Consider the following 21,755-nt stretch of genomic DNA (forward strand, 5'->3'; position numbering starts at 1 on the left):
AGGAGCAGACAATGGCGACTGCCACCAGTAGCGCGGAGAGCAAGACCGAGGTCAAGGTGGACCGAGCAGGAGGCGTCAGGAACAGTGCGTGGCGGGGGACCGCCCTGGTGGTGGTGCTGCGCCTCGCGGTGATCGCGCTCTGCCTGGTCCTCTGGCAGGTGATGAGCGGACCCGTCCTGCCGGAGTACGCCGTGAGCAAGCCGACCGACGTGTCGCACGCCCTGTGGAAGCTGCTCGGCTCGTCGACCGGGTGGACCGACATCAAGACGACGTCGTTCGAGATCGTGGCCGGGTTCGGGATCGGCGTGGCGATAGGCACCGTGATGGGCCTGGTGCTCGGCTCGGTCCCGCTCGCGGGCCGGGTGTTCGAGCCGCTGATCGCGGCCGTCAACGGCATCCCCAAGATCGCGCTCGCGCCGCTCTTCCTGCTGTTCTTCGGCATCGGCCCCATGTCGAAGATCACGATCGCGGCGGCGGGTGTGTCCTTCGTGGTCTTCTACAACATCTACCTGGGCCTACGGCTGCGCGAACGCGAACTCGTGGAGATCGTCCAGGTGATGGGCGGGCGCCGGCACCACGTGCTCAGCTACGTGACCCTTCCCACGCTGGCCGCGCCGTTCTTCGCGGCGCTGAAGACGGGCGGGCCGCTGGCCATCCTCGGTGTCATCGGCGGTGAGTTCATCGCCTCGACCGACGGCATCGGCCACGAGCTGTTCACCGCCGCCACTAACCTCGACGCCCCGACCGAGTTCGCGGGCCTGATCGTGCTGGTGGCGATGACGCTCATCCTCAACGGAATACTCACCGCACTGGACACACTCGCCCTCAAGCGCCTCGGCCTGGGCGACCGACGATCGGGCCGCAAGACCACCTGAGCGAGCGGCGGCGAGCAGGCGGACGGTCCGGCGGGCGGTCGGCGGCGCGCCCGGCAGCGTCAGCCGACGACCGGGCGGACCAGCGCGGCCCGCACACGCGACACGAGTTCCGGACGGTCGGCCCGGGACAGGATGACGCCCTGCGTGCGGTTCGCGAACTGGGCGGCGAGTTCCACCGCGATCCGCTCCCCTTCCTCGGCTGCCCCGTCACCGGCACGCTCAAGGCGCTCGATCAGCCCGGCGGGAACGCAGCCGTCCGGGAGTTCGTGACGGAGGAGTTCCGCCTCGGCGAGGGAGCGCAAGGGGTGCACGGTGGCGAGCACCGGTACATCGCCGTCGATCACCTCCAGCAACGTGTCCAGGGCGTTCTGTGTGTAGACCGGGCTCGTGACGATGAAATGCGCTCCGGCGTCGATCTTGCGGCGGGTCCGGGTGCGGGCGGCGGCCGAGAGTACAGGCGCCGCCCTGATCCGGACCCCGATGTCGAAGTTCGTGGCCGATTCCAGCCGCAGGCCGTAGCGGTCCGTGCCCTCGTTCAGTCCCCGCAGGAGCTCGATCAGCCCGACGGCGTCGACCGCCCACCGACCGTCGGTCTTCGACCGGTCGCCGACGGGTGGCGGGCTTCCGTTCCCGCAGATCAGCCGGGTGACTCCGCGGGCGTGCCCGCCGAGGAGGTGCGCCTGCAACGCCATCACGGTCCGGCTCCAGGTGGTCACCGTCGCGAGGGCGGGTGTCCCGGCACGGTTCTGGCACGCCGCCGCGAGGTCGATCGACTGGTTGGTGCTGGTGTAGCGCGGCCGTTCGGGCCCGGAGGTCGCGGTGACGACGAGATCGGCGCCGGCCGCGCGGACAGCGGCGGCGGCACCGGCGGCGGAGTCCCGATCGCCCGCCTGCGGCACGACGTACGCACCCAGCAGGGGGACACCTCGCGCGGCCACAACGTCCCTCACGCGTTGCCTCCCAGTCCGTTGACGATCTCCAGTGCCACCTGAGCCGCCAGCCGGTCGGAGTAGGCGCCGAGGTCGAGGCCGGTGATCTTCTCGGCCCGGTGGATGCGGTAGGCCACCGTGTTCGGGTGGGTGTGCAGCAGGGCGGCCGCGCGGCGCAGGCTTCCATTCTGACGGAAGTAGGCGGTCAGCGTCGCGCAGTAGTCGGTGCCGTTCGCTTGGTCGTGGTCGATGAGATCCCCCAGCATGTCGCGGGCGAACCCGGCCAGTTCGCCGGGGTCGTGCACGTGGGCCAGCAGTCGGTGCACGCCGAGTTCGGCGAACACGGTCACATCGGACAGCCCTGTCATCAGCCGGCCGACGTCGACGGCACGCCGGGCCTCCGCGTACGCCGTGCTGATCTGTACCGCTCCGGTGTGCGGGTCACCCAGCCCGGCGACGAGCCGTACCCCGGGAAAGCGTGCCGTCACGACCTCGCGGCACAGCCGGGCCAGCGCGATGAGCTGACGGGCGAGTGGGGCGTCGTCGTGACCGGGGACGAGCGCGACCACCTCGGCGTCGCGGTTCACGACCGTCGCGGCCGGGCAGCGCGTGGTGATCATGTGCTCGACCACGTCGGTCGCCGCCGGAGCGGGCGCACCGGTGGGCGAGTACGGCGCCGCCACGAGCACCCGATGCCGCTCGTCCGGTTCGATACCGAGGTGCCGGGCCCATCCCTTGACGTCGGCCTCGGTGCGGTCACCGACGAACACCAGCGCGTCGAAGAGTTCCCGGCGCGCGCGGCCGGCGGCGATCGCGACGACCCGACGGCGGCCGAGGACCACCGCGCAGACCATGGCCGCGTGCTCCGTCACCATGATCCGGGCGTCCTCGCCGGTCTCGTCGACGTCGTGACCGGCGGTCACCAGATGGGCCACCGAGTCGTCGCCGACGAGGATGGGCGCCACCACGAGCGACACCGCCGAGGCGCCCGAAGCGGGCAGGGAGAGGGCGCGGCGCATGTGCGCCGCCGCGGCGACCAGTTGTGAGACGGCCTCGGGGTCGGTGTCGAGCACTCTCGTGAGCTGCTCCTCACCGGCACGGCCGGACGCGCCCGCGCACAGCGCGAGCACCGAGAGCGAATCGTCGACCACCGCAGCCCACACACCGGCGCGTTCGGCCACGACGGTCACGATCTGTTCGAGGTCGCAGTCGGTCGTCGCCAGGCTGGAGAGTTCACCGCACAGAGCCATGACGTGACGGAGGTCGGCGAACTCGTCGCGCGGGGCGGTCATCGGGTGCGCGGCCCGGGGACGGGCGACGTACAACCGGCAGTGATCGTGGCGAACGCCTCCCTCTCAGAACCGCGGCGGCCAGGCCACCCTACGATCGATGCCGGGCCCGCGAAGGCCCCGCGCAGGCCGTTTCCGCCTGCTCCCACCGCACCGGCGCGGTGTTCGCCGGCTTCGTGACACCACTTTCCGCCAACGGGGCGGCCGCGGCACTGTGCCCGGCCACAAGCATCGGCCGCGTCTCTTTGGGGTCGGCGACCGTGCGCGGGCCGCCCCCGCTCTGCGAGCGTTTCACCAGGCCAAAAGCGTGGCTCTCCGCCGGGATCCGGTCGGACCCGGCTCATTCGCAGGACGGAAGGCGCACCGTGGACAAGGCGACACCCGAGAGTCTCCAAGCAGCGATCGATCGCGTCGGCAACGCCGTCGACCTCATCCGCAACCAGCCGATCAGGGCGTTCTCGCACGGCTTGGGTTTCGTCCCCGGCGAGTTCACCAACTGGCGTGAGGAGGCCCTCGCGTGGCACGACTCGTGCGCGCTGCTGGATCAGTCCCACCACATGGTCGACCTGTTCATCGAGGGTCCGGACACCGTCCGGCTGCTGGAGCACCTCGGCGTGAACAGCTTCGCCGGATTCGGCAAGGACAGGGCGAAGCAGTTCGTGGCCGTCAACCACGACGGGTTCTACATCGGTGACGCGGTCCTGTTCGGTCTCGACGACACCTCGGTCGACCTCGTCGGCCGGCGCACGGTGATCGACTGGGTCGAGTTCAACGCGCGCGGCGGCGACTGGGACGTGACCGTCGAGCGTGACCCGCAGTCGGTCCAGCGTGCGGGACGTCCGCCGAAGCTCTACCGGTTCGAGGTCCAGGGCCCTTCGGCCGGCCCGCTGGTGGAGAAGCTGACCGGGCAGCCGATACCCGACGTGAAGTTCTTCGGCATGACCACGCTGACGATCGCCGGCAGGCAGGTCCGGGCCCTTCGGCACGGGATGGCCGGGCAGGTCGGCTTCGAGCTGTTCGGCCCGTGGGAGGAGGGAGCGGAGATCTACGAGGCGATCCGGCGGTCGGGCGAGGAGTTCGGCATCAAGCAGGTCGGCGCCGTCGCCTACTCCACCGCCAACCTGGAGTCCGGCTGGATCCCCGGCCCGATGCCCGCGATCTTCACCGACGACAACCTCGCGGCGTACCGGGAGTGGCTGCCGGCCACCAGCGCGGGTTCGCTGGGCGGAAGTCTGAACTCGCCGGACATCACCGACTACTACGTCACGCCCCACGACCTCGGCTACGGACGGCTCGTCAAGTTCGACCACGACTTCGTGGGCCGCGACGCGCTGCGTGCCCGTGCCGGGGAACCGCACCGGCACAAGGTCACGCTCGTGTGGAACGCCGACGACGTCGCCCGGGTGTTCTCGTCGCTCTGGACACCCGGACCGACGTACAAGTACTTCAGCCTTCCCAAGGCGCGGTACGGACAGTTCCAGCTGGACTCGGTGCTGTCGGGAGGCCGCCGGGCGGGGGTCTCGATGGACTGCGGCTACGTCGTGCGTGATCAGGCCGTGGTCTCGCTGGCCGTCGTCGACGAGGAGATCGCCCGGCCGGGAACCGAGGTCCGGGTGCTGTGGGGGGAGAGCCCACGCTCGGCGAAGCCCACCGTCGAGCCCCATGAGCAGATCGAGATCCGCGCGACGGTCGAGTCCGCACCGCTCGACCGCTTCGCCCGGACGAAGTACCGCACCGCCCCGCAGGCCTGAGGTCACCAACTCGTCGGCGTGGAGGGCGACTTCCCTTCCTGCGCGACTCCACGCGTTCACAAGGAGCATCATGAATGTGGGCAGCACGGCGCCCGCGGCGGTGAGTACACCGCTGCTGGAGGACTTCTCCCTGGAGATGACCGGCAAGGACGTGGCCAGACTGGAGGAGGCCGCCACCGCCATCCCGCGGGGGACCCGGATCAACGTCACCTTCCTCGGCAACGAGGACCTCACCATGCGGCTGGCGGCCGCGCGCGCGGTCAAGCGCCTCGGTTTCGTCCCCGTGCCGCACATATCGGCCCGCCGGCTCGGCTCCCAGCGGCAGTTCGAGGACTTCCTCGCCGGTCTCCGGTCGGACGGCACCTGCGACAACGTGTTCGTCGTCGGGGGCGACCCCCACCGGCCCGAAGGCCCCTACGACGATTCCTTGTCGCTCATCAGGACCGGACTGCTCCAGCGGTACGGCGTTCACCACGTCGGCATCAGCGGCTACCCGGAGGGCCATCCCGCCATCCCCGGTGGCGTGCTGTGGTCCGCCCTGGGTCTCAAGGACTCCGAACTCGCCGAGCGGGGGCTGAGCGGCGGCATCACCACCCAGTTCGCGTTCGACGTCGACCCCGTCCTCGCCTGGATCGAGGCGGTGCGCGAGCGCGGCATCACGCTCCCCGTCCGCATCGGCGTGCCGGGCCCGGCCGGGGTGCGGCGCCTGATGTCCTACGCCGCCCGGTTCGGGGTCGGCGCCGGCGCTTCCGTCGCCAAGAAGTACGGTCTGTCGCTCACCGGTCTGATGGGAACGGCCGGACCCGACCGGTTCCTCCGCGCCCTGGCCGACGGCTACGAGCCGGGCCGCCACGGCGAGGTGAAGGTGCATTTCTACACGTTCGGCGGGCTGCGGGCGACCTCCGAGTGGGTCACCGGATTCCGGAAGGAAGCCCTCGCATGACCACCGCCAAGGCCGCGCCCCCCGCCCGGCGGACGACGGCGGCCGAGGCGCCCGCCCAGCAGGCCTCACTGATCGTCAAGGGAGCCGACGCCACCGGCATCGTCGCCGCGATCACCTCCCGGCTCGGCGAGCGCGGCGCCAACATCGTGTCCCTGGACCAGTACTCCGACAACCCGCGGGACGGCACGTTCTACCAGCGCGCCGTCTTCGGACTGGACGGGCTCCGGGCCGCCCTCCCCGGCATCAGATCCGCCCTGGACGAACTGGCCAGCACATACGGCCTGACCTACACGCTGCGCGACATGTCGGTACCCAAACGGGTCGCCATCTTCGCCTCGAAGTCCGACCACTGCCTGCTCGACCTGCTGTGGCGCCACCGGCAGAGCCAACTCCCGGTCAGTATCGCCATGGTCGTCTCCAACCATCCCGACACCGCCGAGGACGTACGCGGTTTCGGCATCCCCTTCTTCCATGTCCCGTCCATGGGCCCCGACAAGTCGGCCGCCGAGGCGGAACACCTCCGGCTGCTCAAGGGCAACGTCGATTTCGTCGTCCTCGCGCGCTACATGCAGATCCTCTCCGCCGACCTCATCGAGCAGGTCGGTGTGCCCATCATCAACATCCACCACTCCTTCCTGCCGGCCTTCATCGGCGCCGGCCCCTACGCCAAGGCCAAGGAACGTGGCGTCAAACTCGTCGGGGCCACCGCCCACTACGTCACCCCCGACCTCGACGAGGGCCCGATCATCGAGCAGGACGTCGTGCGCGTCACCCACGCCGACACCGCCTCGGACCTCGCCCGCCGCGGCGCGGACGTCGAGCGCGCGGTGCTCTCCCGGGCGGTGCTCTGGCACGCCGAGGACCGCGTCATCAGGGACGGCAACCACACCATCGTCTTCACCTGAGGGCCACCCCACCGCGACAGGGCGAGGTCCGGTTCCTGGCACCGGGTGAATCGCTCGCCGACAGAAAGCGGTTCGGCACCATGACCATCACGATCACCACGATCACCATCAACGGCACGAAGATCGCCCGTGCCATCCGGGCCCGGGTCGCCGAAGACGTCACGCGCCTGGCCGCCACCGGCATCGTGCCGGGCCTGGCCACGATCCTGGTCGGTGACGATCCGGCGAGCACCGTGTACGTCGCCGCCAAACGCCGCGCCGTCCGTGCGGCCGGCATGCGCGACCTGCACCGCCACCTCGCCGCGAGCGCACTTCAGGAAGAGGTCGCCGCCGTCATCGACGAACTGGCCGCCGATCCCGCCGTGTCCGGCATCCTCCTCCAGTTTCCGCTGCCGCCACAGCTGACGGCAGCTCCTCTCATCGATCGCATCCCGGTCACCAAGGACGTCGACGGCCTCACCACCGCCAGTGCCGGCCTGCTCGCACGCGGCGAACGCGGACTGCGTCCCTGCACCCCCAGCGGAATCGTCCGACTCCTCGACGCCGAGGGCATCCAACTCAAGGGAGCGCGCGTCGCGATCGTCGGCTGGGGAGAGCTCGTCGGCCGTCCTCTCGCCCAGCTTCTGCTGCATCGTGGGGCCACGGTCACCGTCGCCCACGAGTTCACCACCGACCTGGCCGCCATCGCCCGCCCCGCCGACATCGTCGTGGTCGCCACCGGTGTACGCGGCCTCATCGGCCCCGAGCACATCAGCCCCGGCACCACCGTCATCGACGTCGGCATCCACCGCACGCCCACCGGCCTCCACGGCGACGCCCGCACCGCCGAACTCCGCGGTATCGCCGGGCGGATCACCCCCGTCCCCGGCGGGGTCGGCCCCATGACCATCGCCATGCTCCTGGCCAACACCCTGCGCGCCGCCGAAGGGGACACCCGAACGAGACCCCGTCCCGGCCCGACCGACCGGTGTGGGGTGCCGGTGTGACGGGCCCGTCCCTCCACCGGAACCCGCCACACCCGAAAGAGAGACAGCCATGGAGACCATGGAGGCCATGGAGAGGGCGGGACGCAGGACATGCCCGACGACACTGTTCGCGGCGGCAGGGACACGCGTACCCCCGCCGGCTCGGTCACCGTCTTCCGGGGCGTGCACCATGCCGCTCGCGCGGTCGGCGAGTCGGGCCGGCTACGACGAGACCTGCGTCAAGGTCACGCAGACCGACGTCCGCTCCATCGCGGGCAAGAACCTCGGCGAGTCCGGCGCCCCCGGAGGCCGCGTTCGCCGTGCGCCGGATGGCATACGGGAAGGGAGGGCGACCGGAGACACCAAGTGCGCGCAGACCGCCACCCGACCGACGTACCCGTGCGCAGCGTGCGTCGCACAGCTCCGAGACCGAGTTCGTGTCCGACACCCGACAGGCATGATGACAGGAGATCTGATGACGTATCGCACCCCGCACGTCCGCGCTCCGCGCACGTTCCGCACCTCCCCCGGCACCCGGGCCCTGGTGGTGGTGAGCGCGGCCGCGCTCGGCGCCACGCTGCTGACCGCGTGCGGCGGCGCCGACTCGGGCTCGGGCTCGGGCTCGGGCTCGGGCGGCACGATCACCGTGGGCGTCGGTGGCAACATCTTCGACATACCGATGCGCGTGGCCGAAGCCAACGGCTACTTCGCCAAACAGGGCCTGAAGGTCAAGTTCGTGACCCTGACCGCCGCGACCGACACCTCGGCACTCCAGTCGGGCTCGGTGCAGTTCCTCAACGACAGCCCCACTGACTTCCTTTCCGCCGTCGCCAAGAACCTTCCGGAGACCGCGATCTCCACCGACGGCGGCGGCAACCCGCTGGGGCTCATCGTCAGCACCAGGTTCGCCAAGAAGCACGACCTGACCGCCGACACGCCTGCCGCGGAGGTCGCCAAGGCGCTGGCCGGATCCACCGGCGGCTCCAGTTCCGCCAATACCAAGGCCGAGGCGGGCCTCTTCCTCAAGGAGTACGGCGTCGACCCGGACAAGGTGAAATGGGTCTCGCTGCTGAGCGCGGCCGCCGACAAGACCGCCTTGAAGAGCAACGAGATCGACTGGTTCACCACGTCCGAGCCGACCCCGCTGGAGATCCAGGACTCCGGAGACGGCGTGGTGGTCGCCGACGCGACCAAGGTCCCGGCCTGGTCCAACGCGAAGATCGGGTACAGCATTCTGGTGGTGGCCCGCAACAGCTATCTGAGCGGGCACGCCGCCACCGCCAAGAAGTTCGTCACCGCGGTGCAGCAGGCGACCGCGTACATGAACGCCCACCTCGGCTCGCCCACGGTGCAGAGCGTGGCGCGGAAGGCACTGCCGGGCGTGCCGGCGAACGTGATCAGGTCGAGCCTGCCGTTGGTCGACTGGCCGGCCGACGGCGCGATGAGAACGGCGGGCTGGAACACCACCCTGGCGTTCATCAACTCGCTGGGCACACTGCCGGGGACGGCCAAGGTGACCTCCGACAACTGGACCGACAAGTACCTCCCGTAGAACGGTGGGGGCGAGCCGGAACAGGGCGGGAAGGAACGGACCGCGGTCGCCGCCGCCGGCAACGTCGCGGGCAGGACCGGGTCCGAGTCCGGCACCAGCAACACGTGTTCACGGCCATCGCCGTGAACATCGAAAGTTCAGGCAGGGCTCTTGCGACGCCCCTCCCCGAAAGCAACCACGATGGTGTGGAGGCTGGGGCCGGAGCAGGAGGTGCCCACACGTGCTGTGCCGGTCCTGCACAGGTCCGCCGCTGCCTACCGTCGGCGCCGTTCGCAGCACTCGCCACCGTGACCTCACGCGTCCACGCCGTGTTCGCGGTGTCGGTGCACGACCAGCGGCGTGGCCGCGGGGTCGTACTCGGCGCACAGCCGGCTGCCGATGAGCAGGGTGTGGTCGACGAGTTACATGGTTTGTTCCAGGCGACAGGCAAGCGACGCAATCGCGTCCGGCAGGACGGGGACGCCGCCACGCAACTCGTAGGGAACGTCGTCGAAGCTGTGGGACGGGTCTCCCTGGGCGAAATGCTGCAGACACTCCGCAACGGGTCCTTCGAGTTCGGCGGGCGGGAATCCGGACGAGCCGCCTCTTTAGGGATCCGGCCTCCGGCCGCCCCGGGCCATGCCTGATGATGGGCAGGCCATGAACCCGCTCCGTACGACGACGCACCACGCGCCCCTGCCCGCCCTCCGGGCGGCGGTGTTCGCGGTCGTCGGGACGGTGTTGGGGGTCAGCGCCCATCACCTGGTCGACGACGGCCCGGTGCCGTGGCGGCAGAGCGCGACAGCGGCGGCGGTGTTCTTCGCCGTCGGCCTCGCCGGGGCACGGCGTCCCCGTTCGCTGACCGCGGTGGTGGCGACGTGCGGTGCCGCGCAGGGTGGACTGCACCTGTGGCTGTTGGCGGAACACGCCGATGGTTCACCGACGATGGCCATGCCCTCGCACCTGCGTCACCCGGCCGACGCCCACAGCGCCTGGCACGAACGGCTGCACGCCTCGACGGCGATGACGGTGGCGCATGTGCTCGTGGCCCTCCTGGTCGCCGTACTGCTGCACCGCGCGGACGCCGTCTGCTGGTCGGTCGCACGCGGGCTGACGACGGCCGTCGACCTGGTGCGGGCGCGGATCGCCGTGGCGCGCTCGCTGCTGGGTGAGCGGCAGATTCAGGCCGGGTCCGGCATGCGGGGAGCCGTGGCCCTCGCATGGCTGGACCGGCCGCCGCTCCTCGGGGCGGTCCTCATGGACGTGGTGGTACGGCGGGGCCCTCCCCAGGCAGGGCTCGTTCTCGCCAACTGACCATGCCGGAGCGGCAGTTCACAGAGCCGCCCGACGCTTTCCCCATGCCTGGAGACACCGCACCCATGTTCCGTGCCACGAAGCAGCACAGCACCCTCCGTCGCCTGACCCTGGTGACCGCGGCGACTGCCACCGCCGTTCTTCTGACCGCCGGCCCGGCCTTCGCCCACGTGGAGGTCGAGTCGGACAAGGCTCAGGCTCTCGCCGAGAACGTCGAGATCAGTTTCGACGCCGAGTCGGAGTCCAGCACCGCCGGGATCACCGAGATCCGGGTGGTCCTCCCCTCGGGCATCGACCCGGCCGCCGTGACGTACGGCGAAGGCCCCACGGGCTGGAAGTTCACCGCCTCCGCCGACGGCTACACCGTCAAGGGCCCGGCCGTGAAGACCGGTGTCAACGCCGAGTACTCCGTCGTCGTCAAGCAGCTCCCCGACGCCAAGGAGCTGGCCTTCAAGACGCTCCAGACCTACGGCGACGGGCACACCGACCGCTGGATCGAGCTGGACGAGAGCGGCGAGAACCCTGCCCCGGTCCTCAAGCTCAAGGCCGCCGCACCGGGCGCCAAGCCGGCTTCCTCCCCCTCCCCCAGCGAGTCCGCGTCGCCGACGCCGACGACGCCTGCCGAGGAGGCCACCGCCTCGCCGTCCACGGAGGCCGCCGCCTCCGACACCGAGAAGGACGACGACGGCGGGCTGTCCGCCGGAGCCTGGATCGGCATCGTCGGGGCGCTCCTCGCCGTGGCCGCGATCGCCGTGTTCGTCGTACGACGACGGGGTGCGGTGCAGGAGTAAGCCAGAGCTGAACCCTCGATGAGCCGTGCGCCTCTCCACCCCGGCGTCCGGGGTGGAGAGGCCCTGGCCCCGAAAGCGAGCAGGAATCTCCTTCGGGCAACCGCGCACCTCGGAACTCCCTGCGCCCGCGCTGTCCTCGCCTGCGAGAGCCTGTGACCGCACTCGCAGACCAGGGCTCTTTCCGTGCGGGCCTCCGCTGTCGCCTCGCCCGGTACGCCACGACGGCCGTCGCGAGGCGGGGAGCGGCGAACGCGGTGCCACAGGTGAACCGCATCAGGGGCCCGTAGGTGGCCGCCGCTTGGATGCCGGTGAAGCAGAGGCCGGACACGGAGGACTGGAGCCCCGCGTCGAGCTGCGGGAAGCCGGCGGTGCGGGTGATTCCGGCGCGCAGTTCGGGGGCCGGGAAGTCCAGCCCGTCCAGGCGGACCTGGTAACCGGTCGCGGCCAGCACGTGCTCCGCCGCGACCTCGTGGGTGCGGCCTCGCCGTCCCCCCGTGGTGAGCAGGATGCCGTCGTCCTGCCGTCGCGCGCCGGCGATCCGCTCTCCCAGCCGCACGGGTACGACTCCGTCGAGGCGCGGCTTGAGCCACCACGACCCGAACGGACCGAGCACCCGCTTGACCAGCCGCAGCCGCGTGGCAGCGGGCAGGAAGCGGAAGGCGGCGGCCTGGTGGACGACACCGTACAGCCCCCAGGAACGCCCGAGCGGGGTGTCGGGCTGCCAGTACGGGGGCGGAGTCGGCCCCGCGCCGAACACCAACCTCTGTGCCCGCACCAGCAGTTGGACCCGCGCACCGGCCTCGTGCAGCAGCGCGGCGCTCTCCTGTGCCGACCATCCGGCACCCACCACGACCACCTCACGCCCGGCGAGCGGCTCGGGGACGTGCGCGACGCCGTCCGTACCGCTGGCCACCACCACGGCCGCCGCCCGCAGTTCCTCGCCCGAGGCGAGCTTGAGATGGAAGGCGTCGGCCTGCCGGTCGACCCCGAGGACCCGGACCTGCTCCACCTCGGGCACCAGTTCCTCGGCGAACCGAACACTTTGGCACTCAGGCCGCGCGCCTTCAGATGCACGCCGAGAGCCGCCGCGCGAGCGGCGGCCGGGAGGAAAAGGGCGGACCACGCAGGACGACCGTGTCCGCGAGGAGGACCCGGAACGGAACGCCGGGCGTCGGTCCCGCCTAGGTGCGCCACCCGGCGCGGACGGCCACGGTCAGACCGACGGAAGCACCGATGGGAGCGAGCAGCCGGCGCATCAGCTCACGCAGCTTCTCCCCCTCGCGCCCCGCGACGTAGAGCACGCGCCGACGGCAGGTGTCCACACCCCGCAGCAGCACCGCACACAGCACTGTCAGCAGCACATGCGCGATCACCGCAGGCCGGCCCGCGTGCACGGAGGACGGCCACACCGCGTGCGCCGGCACGGAGATCGCGTCGTCGGACCGTACGAACCAGTAGCCCACGACCAGCTGTGCACCGGCCGCGAGAATCAACTGCCGTACCAGCGGCTTGTCCTGTCCCGCGCCGGGCAACGCGACGCCGAAGAGCAGACAGACGGCGAGGCCCCGTACCAGCCGCGAGGGGCTGGAGTCGAAGGCCAGGTGATGGACAGTGCCGGCGACCGCGGTCCCGAGCACGGAGAACAGCCCCGCGCGGGCAACCGCCACCGGCACCACCCGTGGCCCTCGACCACGACGGCGCACACCGGACGCATCCACCGAAACCCCCACGGCCCGGCCACCATGGGGCGCCGGCCGCGCCCGTGTCACCACCGCGTCCGCCACCGACCGTCGATGACACGCAGTCGCTACGGCCGGACCGGACTACAGCCGGACCGGACTACGGCCGATCCGGGCGCGCGCCTTGCACGTATCGCAACCAGGGACGAACGTCTCCGCGGCCCCGCACCTCGAAGCCGGCCTCCGTGACGAGTCCGTCGAGGAGGTCCACGCGGTAGTCGGCCATGACGTGTCCGGCGCTCGCGGTGACCAGGAGTCGTACGGCCCGGGTGCGCGGCGGCCGGAAGTCGGCGACCAGGAGTCGCCCGCCGGGGCGCAGCACCCGGTACATCTCGCGGAGCGCGGCCGGGCGCACATCCTCGGGCAGGTGGTGGACGGCGAGGCTGGTGACGACGACATCGAAGGAGGCGTCGGACACGGTCAGCGCCTCGGCGACGCCGGTCCCGTACGAGCAGTGCGCCTCGCGTGTCCTGTCGCGGGCGTACTCGATGACCTCGGCGGACGGGTCGACGCCCAGCACGGAGCCGGTGGGGCCGACTGCCCTGGCCATGCGCCGGGTGAGGTAGCCCGTGCCGCAGCCCACGTCCAGGACCCGGTCACCGGGCCGGGCTCCGCTCAGGCGCGCCAGACGGCCGTACGCGTGCGGGCGCATGCCGCCGAAGCAGATCGCGCCGCACAGTTCGTAGCCCCGGGCGTGGGCGATGGTCAGGCCCTCGGTGTCCGGATGCGGGTGTCCGTGCTGGAGAAGCTGTCCGAGATTCTTCACGATCGAGCCCCTTACTTAGTCATGACTAAGTCCGTGTTCGTAGATTAGTCACGACTAAGTAAGGGTGGCAAGAGGCCGTACCATGCGGGTGTGAGCGAGTCGACGAAGCGGACACGGCGCAGCACCGGACGGGTGCGCATGACCCCTGCCGAGCGCCGGGAGTCGATCCTGACCGCCGCCACAGAACTGTTCGCCGACACCGGCTACCAGCGCACCAAGGTCTCCGCCGTGGCCGCCCGCGTCGGCGTCAGCGAACCGGTGGTCTTCCAGAACTTCGGCACCAAGTCCGCGCTGTACCAGGCGGTCCTGGACCGGGCTGTCTCCCACGTTTGTGCGAGGCTCACCGAGGCGGTGGAGGCCGGCCGGTCCGTGACCGACCTGCTCTCCGGCTTCCTGGAACCGGAGCACATGGTCCGCTTCCACTCCAGGGGATCGCTGGGCTTCCTCTTCGCGGACGCGTTCACGCTCAGCGGCGAGCCCGAGTTGCGTGACGCGGTGGGGGCCGCGCACCAGCGCTTCGCCGGCACCTTCGCGGAGCTGGTCCGCGAGGGGCAGCGGGAGGGCGCCCTGCGCCGGGATCTCGACCCGGACGCGGCGGCCTGGTGGCTGATGTCCCTGCTGCACGCCCGCACCTTCCGAACGGCCTTCATGCCGGAACAGCAGGCTCTGGAGGGCCAGTTGGTGGCCATGACACTGGACACGCTGACCGGTTCCTGACCGGCTGCCCCATCGGGCTCTGGCCAACGGCGCGGTCCGTGGGGACGATCCACAGACGAGCAGCCCCGACGCAACGGCGGTCAAGGAGAGTCCCGATGAAGGCCATCGTCCAGGACGCGTACGGATCCGCCGACCGGCTGCACCTGAGCGACATCGACCCGCCGGTCCCCCGCGACGACGAGGTACTCGTCCGCGTGCGCGCGGCCGGCGTGGACCCCAGCGTCTGGCACCTCATGACCGGGCGGCCCTACTTCGCCCGCCTCACTCCGCAGATCGGTCTGCGCAGGCCCACCCATCGCGTGCGGGGATGGGACGCCGCCGGGGTCGTGGAGACGGTCGGAGCGCGGGTGGCGTCCCTGAAGCCCGGGGACGAGGTGTTCGGCCAGTGCGAGGGCTCCTTCGCCGAGTACACGTGCGGCAAGGCCGAACAGCTCGCCCCCAAGCCGACGGGCCTCACCTTCGAGCAGGCCGCAGCCCTCCCCGTCTCCGCCGTGACCGCGCTTCAGGGACTGGACAAGGCGCGTCCGGGCCCCGGCCAGGAGGTCCTGGTCATCGGCGCCTCCGGCGGAGTGGGCACGTACGCCGTCCAACTCGCCGTCCACTACGGCGCCCGCGTCACCGGCGTCTGCGGACCCACCGGAACCGGCCTCGTCCGCTCCCTCGGCGCCGACGACGTCATCGACTACACACGGGAGGACATCACCGACCGGCCCGTCCGCTACGACTTCGTCCTCGACGCCGCCGGCAACCGCCCCCTCTCCCGCCTGCGCCGCGTCCTCACCCCGCGCGGCACCGCCGTCTTCGTCGGTGGCGAGGACGGCGGCCCCGTGTTCGGCGGCACGGACCGGTGGGTGCGCGGCCTGCTGCTGTCCGTCTTCGTGGGGCAGACACTCCGCCCGGTGATCGCGGCCATCCGTCAGCAGGACCTGCTGAGGCTCACGGAACTCACCGAGGCCGGCGCGATCAAGCCTGTCCTCGACCGCACCTATCCGCTGGCCGAGGCCGCCACAGCGGTACGGCACCTGGAGTCGGGACATCCCCGGGGCAAACTGGTCGTCACCGTCTGAACAACTCGGTTGCCCCCGACAAGCGGGAGACGATCAGCACGGCGTTGCCGGGCCTGTCGAGACCCTGGGGGACACGGTTCGGGTCGGTGGGCCGGAGTTTCCACCCGTCGTGCAGTTCGGCCCGGACACGGCGGGAGGACCGGAAGGCGTGGGCGTCAAGAATGGTGAGTGGTTCAGTGACACCGGGGCCGCCTTTCTCCAGTCCCTGGTGGACGCCCTGTTCACGGAACGCTTCACGGTGTTCCTCGACCTGGCCGCCACAGCAGCGAAACTGCCCGACCCGGCCCAGGCCCTACGGCACTACCTGCTGGCGGCGGCGCGGTGGCGGTCCGAGGACCGCGCCCTGGAGGTCATCCTGGCCAACGCGAGCGTCGACACCGGCCCCGTCGCCCGCACCCGCGACCAGCTCGGCCGCCTCGTGGACGGCCTCGCCGAACGAGCGGTACGTGCGGGCGCGGTCCGCGAGGACTTCGCCAGCGCCGACGTCTACGCCTTCCTGTACATGATCGGCGCGGTCGCCGACCGCACACACGACGTCGCTCCGGACGCCTGGCGCCGCTACGCGGAGGTGCTGATGGTGGGCTTCGGACTGGAGCCGTCGCCTACGGCACACACGTCGGCGATGACGGACGACGAGCTGCTCGACAGCCGGCCGAAGCCCGCGGAGGGGCAGGGCCAGCACGCCGGGGGGCGGCACCGGCGGGGCCTTCGGCGTGCCGGCCCTGCCCCGTCTCCTCGCCGCCCACACCGACGTCGGGGCGTGGGCGGCGGACCGCGTGACAGTCACCGGCGGCTGAACCGGCTCAGTGGTCGAGGGCCAGGTGCAGGGCGAGGAGATCCTTGCCGTAGTCGTTGCCGTTGGGGGTGCGGATGATGGCGTGGATGTGCCGCTGAGTCATCCCGGCATCCCAACCCGCCGCCTTTCCGATGGGCCCGAGGTCCTGCGAGTCGAGCTCGATGAGCAGGACGGGGCTCTGGACGCGGTAGTACATCGGTACGTCGTCGTCGGTCGCGCCGTGCCAGGAGAAGTAGGTCTCGTCCTTGTGCTTCCTGACCTCGGCCATCTTGACCCTGGCATGGCCCTCGTCGATGTTCCCGACGAACAGCTCGACGATCCTCCACAGCTTCGCCAGTTGCACGGGGGTCAGGTTGGCGCCCTTGATGCCCTCGTACGGCATGACCGCGTTGTCCGAGTACGCGCCCGCCGTCAGGTCCCGGTCGCTGGTGGCGGTCGTGGTGATCGCGACCTTCTGCTGGGCCGTGCTCAGCGAGCGCACGAGGTCGTAGCCGGCGGCGAGCTCGTCCTCGAAACTCTTCAGACCCTCGTACTCGCTGTCGATGCCGTAGTCGGCGACGCGGGGCTCGGTCCCCATGAAGGTCGGGGTCATGACGACCTGGTCACCGAGAACGAAGTAGTTGATCACCAGGTGATGGCCCTCGAACTGCCAGCCCCACGGCTCCGTGTCCGACGGCGTTCCCATGATGGTGAGCCAGTACAGCTCGTCGTTGAACTGATCGGTCTCGCCGACCAACTGCCCTCCGTAGAGGTTGAGATGACGCACCTTGTCGGCGTTCTCGAGCCCTCGGGCACTCAGGCCCGCCTTCAGGATCGCCATCGCCTTGGCACGCTGGGCCGTCGTCATGTCCTGGAGACTCAGGCCCGCGTCCCGGTCGCCGTCCACATTCGTCCACAGGCGCCACTGGTCCTGCGTGTAGTCGGACGTCTGGACGGGGAAGGCCACGGCCTCGCGCTGCGCGGCCGTGAGGGAGGCGAGCCACTTCTTGGCCGCGGCCACGCTTCCCCTGGTGGACACGCCGGTCCGGTGGATGCGGTAGAGGTCGTCGATCACGGTGCCGTCCGTGGTCACGCCCACGAACGCGTCCTTGACGCCCGGGGCACCGCCGCCGCCCCCGCCGGCGCCACCGCTCGGCGCGGGCGAGGGAGAGGCGGAGGCGGAGGCCGACTCCGTGGCCGCCGACGCGGCCAACGACTCGTCCGACGACGCGTCCGACCGGGACACCGCGACCATCGTGCCGAACGCGGCGACTCCCGCCGCGGCGAACGCCCGCGTCATGAACCGGCGTCGCGACGCGAATGCGGGTGACCCCGGCTCATGACGACGGTGTCCGTGGACATGCTGACCCTCGTGGTTCTCGTGGTCAGGGCGTGGTTCGGTCACGGAGTGCTCCTCTGTTGGTCTCGTCCGGCCTCACGACAGGTGGCGGCCTGCGCTCTCGCCAAGGGAAGGTACGTGCGAGACCTGTGCAACGAGTGTCAGAAGCTGTGCCGCACAGGTTCCGACAAGGGCCTTGGACCTGCGGATAGACACGGACAGATGCCGAGACGGTCGACGAACCTGAGGCGAACCTGGGGTGTGTCGCCGCGTGATTCCCAGCGGATCCATAGGCGCCGAAAGTGTGCGGGAGTGGGGCAGCGCGGCAGAGCGACGGCAGTCCACACCGCGCGCGAGGCTCATCACCAGCGTGAAGCCCGAGGCCGACAAGAGACCTGGGTACGCTTCCGATCACCACCACAGAGACACGGTGAAGATGAACCCGAGAGAGCCACACCCGACAGCGTTGATGCGGATCCCCGAAAGGGATGTCAGTTCGCGCGACATCAGATGGCTCGCTGAGGTCGATATCGACCGTGCGGCGCTGGAGGAGCGGTGGGGCGGGGCGGAGACCGCCTGCGACAGCCTCGCGGAGTGGCTCTGCTTCGCCTTCTCTCCGACAGAGGGGGAGGCGCTCCTCCTGCTCCGCGAGGTGGAGCATCCTCCCACGCCTCGATTCGGCCTGAGCGTGACCAGCGGCCTCTTCTCCGCGTCCGCCGCCGAGCGAATCGTCGAGGCACTGGGGATCGCCGGGGCAAGAGTGACCCAGGTGAACGCAGACGCCACCTCGTAGGACCGAACCCGCCCCGTGCGCCTCTCCGGAAGGAAATGCGGCACCCTTTTCCGTGCCTTCCGGAGGGCCCCGCGCGTCAGACGACGGCAAGTACGACATCACGTACTCCTACTGGACCGGCTGCGGATGCCGGAAGGTCTGGCCACCCGGACCCAATTGGTCCGCACTCAGCACCGCTTGCCCTCGACGCCCCATCGATGCTCGCCACCGTGGCAGGGTCTGGCCTGCCCGACAAGGCGCCCGACACCCCATCAGAACAAGCGTCACGAGCGTCATTTCAGCGTCAGGACATCGCCCGCAACTCCCACACCGCACATAGAGCACACGTGCGATCAATGTGCCTTCGGCGAGGGACAGTTCACCGCTGTAGTCGATCCACGCCAAGCAGATAGGCAGGCGCGGCGGGTAACGGCCCGGGTCATCGCACCGGCGATTCCGTACGGTCAGCAACCTGTAGCGTCGCCGTTCTCGGGCATGGAGCCCTTGACGCGCTTCAGTTGCTCGGGGGACAGCGGTTGTCCCCACAAGGCCAGCGTCCACTGCCAGTTGCCGTCCTGCCAGCGGTGCACGAAGGCTTGCGGGTCCGCGACCCAGCCGGGCTCGAGGGGCGCGGTGTCCAGCTGTTGCCTGATGAGCACCGCCATGACGGGCGTCGCTTGCGGTGCTCCGTCGTTGTACAGGTCGATCGCGAGCACGCCGGTGGCGAGGTCACCGTCGAACACGTGCGGTTCGAAGTGCCCACGGCCGCCGGGCCAGAAGGCCGGAACGGGCAGCGCCTCCTCACCGTAGTGCGCGGCGAGCTCGTCGCGTCGACGCTGGTGGGCTTCTTCCACCTCTGCCATGGCATCGCTCCACTGGAAGCGGCTGTCCGGCAGCTCTCCGGGAAACTCCAGCTCCGACAGCTCTTCCCGGTATCCGGCCTCTTTGACTTCGGCCGCCAGAAGGATGCCGGTCCGGGCGTCGACGACTACGTACAGGGGGTGAGGGACGGAAGACGTTGTCAGAGTGACAGCCCAGGCATCCCGTCCGTCGTGGCGTACCGCCGTCGGATCGCCCTGGCTCGTCGCCTCTGTCAATGCCGGGCCGGGCACGGGAGTGATCAGGCGGGCCGGCTCGGGGGCGAGGTCCCACGGGAACTGCGCACCGAATGCCAGCCCGTGCGGCGCGTCCTCCGCTCGGGGGCCCTCATCCGGTTCGCGCACGTCGAGGGAGATGTCTCCGTTGCCGTGGTCGAGAAACCAGTCGTGGGGAGGACGGTAGGCGAAGCGTGTGGAGGTACGGACCACGCTGGCGGGAGGCCAGCCGTGTCCGTTGTCACGCCGGGGCTGGATCGAGGTGTGAAGGCCCACTACGGGGGGTTTGGGCGAGCGGGTCAGCAGGTCCCGCAGCTCGGTCCAGTTCACTGTCTCCGTCCTCCGCCGTACACTGGCTCAACTGCCGTCGCCGGTACCGTGGCACAGCCTCGTGGTCGTGTCGGCCGAAGTTCTTCACGATCTGCTGCTTGTTCACGGCGACACCGGAACCGTGCCCCTGCGCCCCGTCGCTCTTCCACGTCGAACAGGTCTCGTCCGAGGCGTTGGGGATGTTGACACCGCACTCGTAGAAGTAGTCCATGTGGAACTGGGACGACCCCGTCCAGCGGCTGCCGTAGAAGGTGATCTCCCAGTACTTCGACGTTCGCCCGCGCACGTACTCCTTGATGGCGACCTTGACCTGCTGAACGGGGCGACAAAACCTTCCGGCAGGGGCTGGCCGGAGAAGTGCCGACCTTCGTGCCTTGGGAGTTCTGAGGCTTCGCGGTGTCTGCCGAAGCGGCGCCTGCGAAGGATCTACCGAGCGTGCCATAGCCGGTTCACAGCTCGCACACGACGCGCCCCGCACACACCTGCATCCCGGCTGGAGCCGCAGGGCAACTTTCCACTCGTGCCAAGGGCGGTGCCACGGCTCCGTCCCACTCGTCACAATCCTGCCGTCGAAGGAGCCCGCCCCACTCGTCCGCATCAAGCGCGTCTGTGTCGCTGGTCGACTCTGGTGGCGACGAGACTGGGCTCCCTCTGACCAGCGCAAGCGGTCAGACCCCTCGCCATCACACGGCCAAGGACCTCCTGGTGAGTTCCCTGTGTTCGATCAGGCCTGGGTGCCTCGGTGGCCGTCCCGTAGGTGCGGCTACGCCGCACCAGAGCCGCCAGCTGCCGCGATCGCCTGGCTCCGACTCGCAACTCCTTCCGCAGAGTTCCGCCCGACGCGGGGCGCTGGTGAAGCTCTCGATGCCGGGCATCAAGCAGCCGAGCCCGCACCACCAACGGGTCGTCGTCATCGTGCAGTTGCTCGCTCTTCGCCTGCCCCTTTCGCCCTCCCGCCGCAACGTTCGCCGCGAGGGAGACCGCGATGCCCAGAAGGAACGCGGACCACACCGCGCCTCGGGCACTGCGAGTGTGGGTCCCAGAAGGCTTCAGCAGACCGACCGTGGCCGCCCCACCCTGCAACGCGAACTCCCGCTGATGAACATACGAGGCGTAGGCCGCGACCCCGGCAACCACCAGGGCACACAGAGGACGGATCCACGCATCGAGATCGACGCCTCGGCTCCTCGTCGTTCCCTCCCGGGAGTCGGTGACATCACTCATCAGACCCACCGCCGGAACGCCATCCCAGTGCACAACGCGTGCACACTTCCACGGAAACTCCCGGGAACTCCCAGGTAGAAGCGGGAAGCCCCCAGACACAGGAAAGGGCTCCGACCGGCCCATAAGACCAGGTCAGAGCCCCAGCGGCAGACGAGCCGGGCCGTACGCCGGGTTCTGTGTCCGGGAGGACCTCACGATCCTCCCGGCGACGGCCATCCATCTAGGACCGGTGTTGCCACCGGCCTCGTGCGGTCTACCCGCGGACTCGGGCGGGCAGCCCTCGAACGTCCGCGCAGAGCCACCCTTCTTACGAAGAGGCGGCTCCTTTTGACCTTGCTCCGGGTGGGGTTTACCTAGCTGCCCAGGTCACCCTGGGCACTGGTGGTCTCTTACACCACCGTTTCACCCTTACCCGGCGCCGAAGCGCCAGGCGGTCTGTTTTCTGTGGCACTGTCCCGCGGGTCACCCCGGGTGGCCGTTAGCCATCACCCTGCCCTGTGGAGCCCGGACGTTCCTCGGGAAGTCCCCCTAGGGGCACTCCACGCGGCCGTCCGCCCGGCTCGTCTGCCGTGTCGACCATGCTACCGGGCGGGCGCCGCCCCTCGGACCGACGGCCAGACCCGCCGCCCCCGTCGGATC

19 protein-coding genes and 1 other RNA gene are annotated in these 21,755 nt (G+C 70.2%); 12 read left to right on the forward strand and 8 right to left on the reverse strand.

Going from position 1 to position 21,755, the window contains the following annotated elements; all coding sequences use genetic code 11:
- The first annotated feature begins 11 nt into the window (after window positions 1-11).
- The gene (locus tag ACNFOC_RS08655; RefSeq protein WP_416958360.1) at window positions 12-875 is read left to right on the forward strand and encodes an ABC transporter permease; all 864 of its coding nucleotides are present in this window, start codon (window positions 12-14) and stop codon (window positions 873-875) included.
- Between the two features lie 59 nt (window positions 876-934).
- Here ACNFOC_RS08655 and ACNFOC_RS08660 read toward each other — a convergent pair whose 3' ends face one another.
- On the reverse strand, window positions 935-1,825 hold the full coding sequence (locus ACNFOC_RS08660; protein ID WP_416958362.1) for a methylenetetrahydrofolate reductase: 891 nt from the start codon (window positions 1,823-1,825) through the stop codon (window positions 935-937).
- Complete coding sequence (locus tag ACNFOC_RS08665) at window positions 1,822-3,129, reverse strand: PucR family transcriptional regulator (protein WP_416958364.1); 1,308 nt, start codon at window positions 3,127-3,129, stop codon at window positions 1,822-1,824. Before ACNFOC_RS08665 ends, ACNFOC_RS08660 begins: the two co-directional genes overlap by 4 nt.
- 329 nt (window positions 3,130-3,458) lie before the next feature.
- Between ACNFOC_RS08665 and ACNFOC_RS08670 the strand changes: the two genes are divergently transcribed.
- The 7 genes from ACNFOC_RS08670 (at window position 3,459) to ACNFOC_RS08700 (ending at window position 11,293) form a co-directional block, all read left to right on the forward strand.
- Complete coding sequence (locus ACNFOC_RS08670) at window positions 3,459-4,844, forward strand: aminomethyl transferase family protein (RefSeq protein WP_416958366.1); 1,386 nt, start codon at window positions 3,459-3,461, stop codon at window positions 4,842-4,844.
- Between the two features lie 70 nt (window positions 4,845-4,914).
- Complete coding sequence (locus ACNFOC_RS08675) at window positions 4,915-5,787, forward strand: methylenetetrahydrofolate reductase (protein WP_416958368.1); 873 nt, start codon at window positions 4,915-4,917, stop codon at window positions 5,785-5,787.
- Complete coding sequence (purU, locus tag ACNFOC_RS08680; protein ID WP_416958370.1) at window positions 5,784-6,692, forward strand: formyltetrahydrofolate deformylase; 909 nt, start codon at window positions 5,784-5,786, stop codon at window positions 6,690-6,692. Before ACNFOC_RS08675 ends, purU begins: the two co-directional genes overlap by 4 nt.
- Window positions 6,693-6,772: 80 nt before the next feature.
- Window positions 6,773-7,678, forward strand: coding sequence for a bifunctional 5,10-methylenetetrahydrofolate dehydrogenase/5,10-methenyltetrahydrofolate cyclohydrolase (locus tag ACNFOC_RS08685; protein WP_416958372.1), 906 nt, complete (start codon window positions 6,773-6,775; stop codon window positions 7,676-7,678).
- Between the two features lie 454 nt (window positions 7,679-8,132).
- Window positions 8,133-9,209, forward strand: coding sequence for an ABC transporter substrate-binding protein (locus ACNFOC_RS08690; RefSeq protein ID WP_416958374.1), 1,077 nt, complete (start codon window positions 8,133-8,135; stop codon window positions 9,207-9,209).
- A gap of 639 nt (window positions 9,210-9,848) precedes the next feature.
- Window positions 9,849-10,502, forward strand: a complete 654-nt coding sequence (locus tag ACNFOC_RS08695) for a hypothetical protein (protein ID WP_416958376.1) — start codon at window positions 9,849-9,851, stop codon at window positions 10,500-10,502.
- A gap of 44 nt (window positions 10,503-10,546) precedes the next feature.
- Window positions 10,547-11,293 (forward strand): DUF1775 domain-containing protein, encoded by a 747-nt coding sequence (locus ACNFOC_RS08700; protein WP_416958378.1) that lies wholly within the window; start codon window positions 10,547-10,549, stop codon window positions 11,291-11,293.
- Between the two features lie 1,181 nt (window positions 11,294-12,474).
- On the opposite strand, the gene ACNFOC_RS08705 is transcribed toward ACNFOC_RS08700, so the two are convergent.
- Both ACNFOC_RS08705 and ACNFOC_RS08710 read right to left on the reverse strand, forming a co-directional pair.
- Window positions 12,475-12,960 carry a hypothetical protein gene (locus tag ACNFOC_RS08705; RefSeq protein WP_416958380.1) on the reverse strand — a complete coding sequence of 162 codons (486 nt, stop codon included), beginning with the start codon at window positions 12,958-12,960 and terminating at the stop codon, window positions 12,475-12,477.
- Between the two features lie 172 nt (window positions 12,961-13,132).
- A complete protein-coding gene (locus tag ACNFOC_RS08710) occupies window positions 13,133-13,798 on the reverse strand; it encodes a class I SAM-dependent methyltransferase (RefSeq protein WP_416958382.1) in 666 nt (221 codons plus the stop codon).
- Window positions 13,799-13,888: 90 nt separating this feature from the next.
- Between ACNFOC_RS08710 and ACNFOC_RS08715 the strand changes: the two genes are divergently transcribed.
- The 3 genes from ACNFOC_RS08715 (at window position 13,889) to ACNFOC_RS08725 (ending at window position 16,456) form a co-directional block, all read left to right on the forward strand.
- Window positions 13,889-14,515: a TetR/AcrR family transcriptional regulator gene (locus ACNFOC_RS08715; RefSeq protein WP_416958384.1), complete on the forward strand. Its 627-nt coding sequence runs from the start codon at window positions 13,889-13,891 to the stop codon at window positions 14,513-14,515.
- A 95-nt stretch (window positions 14,516-14,610) separates the two neighbouring features.
- On the forward strand, window positions 14,611-15,582 hold the full coding sequence (locus ACNFOC_RS08720) for an NAD(P)-dependent alcohol dehydrogenase (protein ID WP_416958386.1): 972 nt from the start codon (window positions 14,611-14,613) through the stop codon (window positions 15,580-15,582).
- A 148-nt stretch (window positions 15,583-15,730) separates the two neighbouring features.
- Window positions 15,731-16,456, forward strand: coding sequence for an SbtR family transcriptional regulator (locus ACNFOC_RS08725; RefSeq protein ID WP_416958389.1), 726 nt, complete (start codon window positions 15,731-15,733; stop codon window positions 16,454-16,456).
- Here ACNFOC_RS08725 and ACNFOC_RS08730 read toward each other — a convergent pair.
- A complete protein-coding gene (locus tag ACNFOC_RS08730; RefSeq protein WP_416958390.1) occupies window positions 16,386-17,762 on the reverse strand; it encodes a DUF3500 domain-containing protein in 1,377 nt (458 codons plus the stop codon). The two genes, ACNFOC_RS08725 and ACNFOC_RS08730, sit on opposite strands and share 71 nt — an antisense overlap.
- 304 nt (window positions 17,763-18,066) lie before the next feature.
- Here ACNFOC_RS08730 and ACNFOC_RS08735 point away from each other — a divergent pair, with 304 nt between their 5' ends.
- The gene (locus ACNFOC_RS08735; protein ID WP_416958392.1) at window positions 18,067-18,489 is read left to right on the forward strand and encodes a hypothetical protein; all 423 of its coding nucleotides are present in this window, start codon (window positions 18,067-18,069) and stop codon (window positions 18,487-18,489) included.
- A gap of 443 nt (window positions 18,490-18,932) precedes the next feature.
- Here ACNFOC_RS08735 and ACNFOC_RS08740 read toward each other — a convergent pair whose 3' ends face one another.
- From ACNFOC_RS08740 to rnpB, 3 genes are all read right to left on the reverse strand, one after another.
- Complete coding sequence (locus tag ACNFOC_RS08740) at window positions 18,933-19,775, reverse strand: hypothetical protein (protein WP_416958394.1); 843 nt, start codon at window positions 19,773-19,775, stop codon at window positions 18,933-18,935.
- Window positions 19,776-19,803: 28 nt separating this feature from the next.
- Window positions 19,804-20,178, reverse strand: a complete 375-nt coding sequence (locus ACNFOC_RS08745; protein ID WP_416958396.1) for a hypothetical protein — start codon at window positions 20,176-20,178, stop codon at window positions 19,804-19,806.
- A gap of 1,085 nt (window positions 20,179-21,263) precedes the next feature.
- An RNA gene (gene rnpB / locus ACNFOC_RS08750) (RNase P RNA component class A) lies at window positions 21,264-21,679 on the reverse strand.
- Window positions 21,680-21,755: the final 76 nt, after the last annotated feature.

Source organism: Streptomyces colwelliae (assembly GCF_048158785.1).
In the GTDB taxonomy this organism is placed as follows: Bacteria; Actinomycetota; Actinomycetes; order Streptomycetales; family Streptomycetaceae; genus Streptomyces.

Bases quoted from the DNA above. Each gene is read 5' to 3' on its own strand.
- ACNFOC_RS08655 (WP_416958360.1), top strand. From the start codon at position 12: ATGGCGACTGCCACCAGTAGCGCGGAGAGCAAGACCGAGGTCAAGGTG.
- ACNFOC_RS08675 (WP_416958368.1), top strand. From the start codon at position 4,915: ATGAATGTGGGCAGCACGGCGCCCGCGGCGGTGAGTACACCGCTGCTG.
- purU (WP_416958370.1), top strand. From the start codon at position 5,784: ATGACCACCGCCAAGGCCGCGCCCCCCGCCCGGCGGACGACGGCGGCC.
- ACNFOC_RS08685 (WP_416958372.1), top strand. From the start codon at position 6,773: ATGACCATCACGATCACCACGATCACCATCAACGGCACGAAGATCGCC.
- ACNFOC_RS08690 (WP_416958374.1), top strand. From the start codon at position 8,133: ATGACGTATCGCACCCCGCACGTCCGCGCTCCGCGCACGTTCCGCACC.
- ACNFOC_RS08695 (WP_416958376.1), top strand. From the start codon at position 9,849: ATGAACCCGCTCCGTACGACGACGCACCACGCGCCCCTGCCCGCCCTC.
- ACNFOC_RS08700 (WP_416958378.1), top strand. From the start codon at position 10,547: ATGCCTGGAGACACCGCACCCATGTTCCGTGCCACGAAGCAGCACAGC.
- ACNFOC_RS08720 (WP_416958386.1), top strand. From the start codon at position 14,611: ATGAAGGCCATCGTCCAGGACGCGTACGGATCCGCCGACCGGCTGCAC.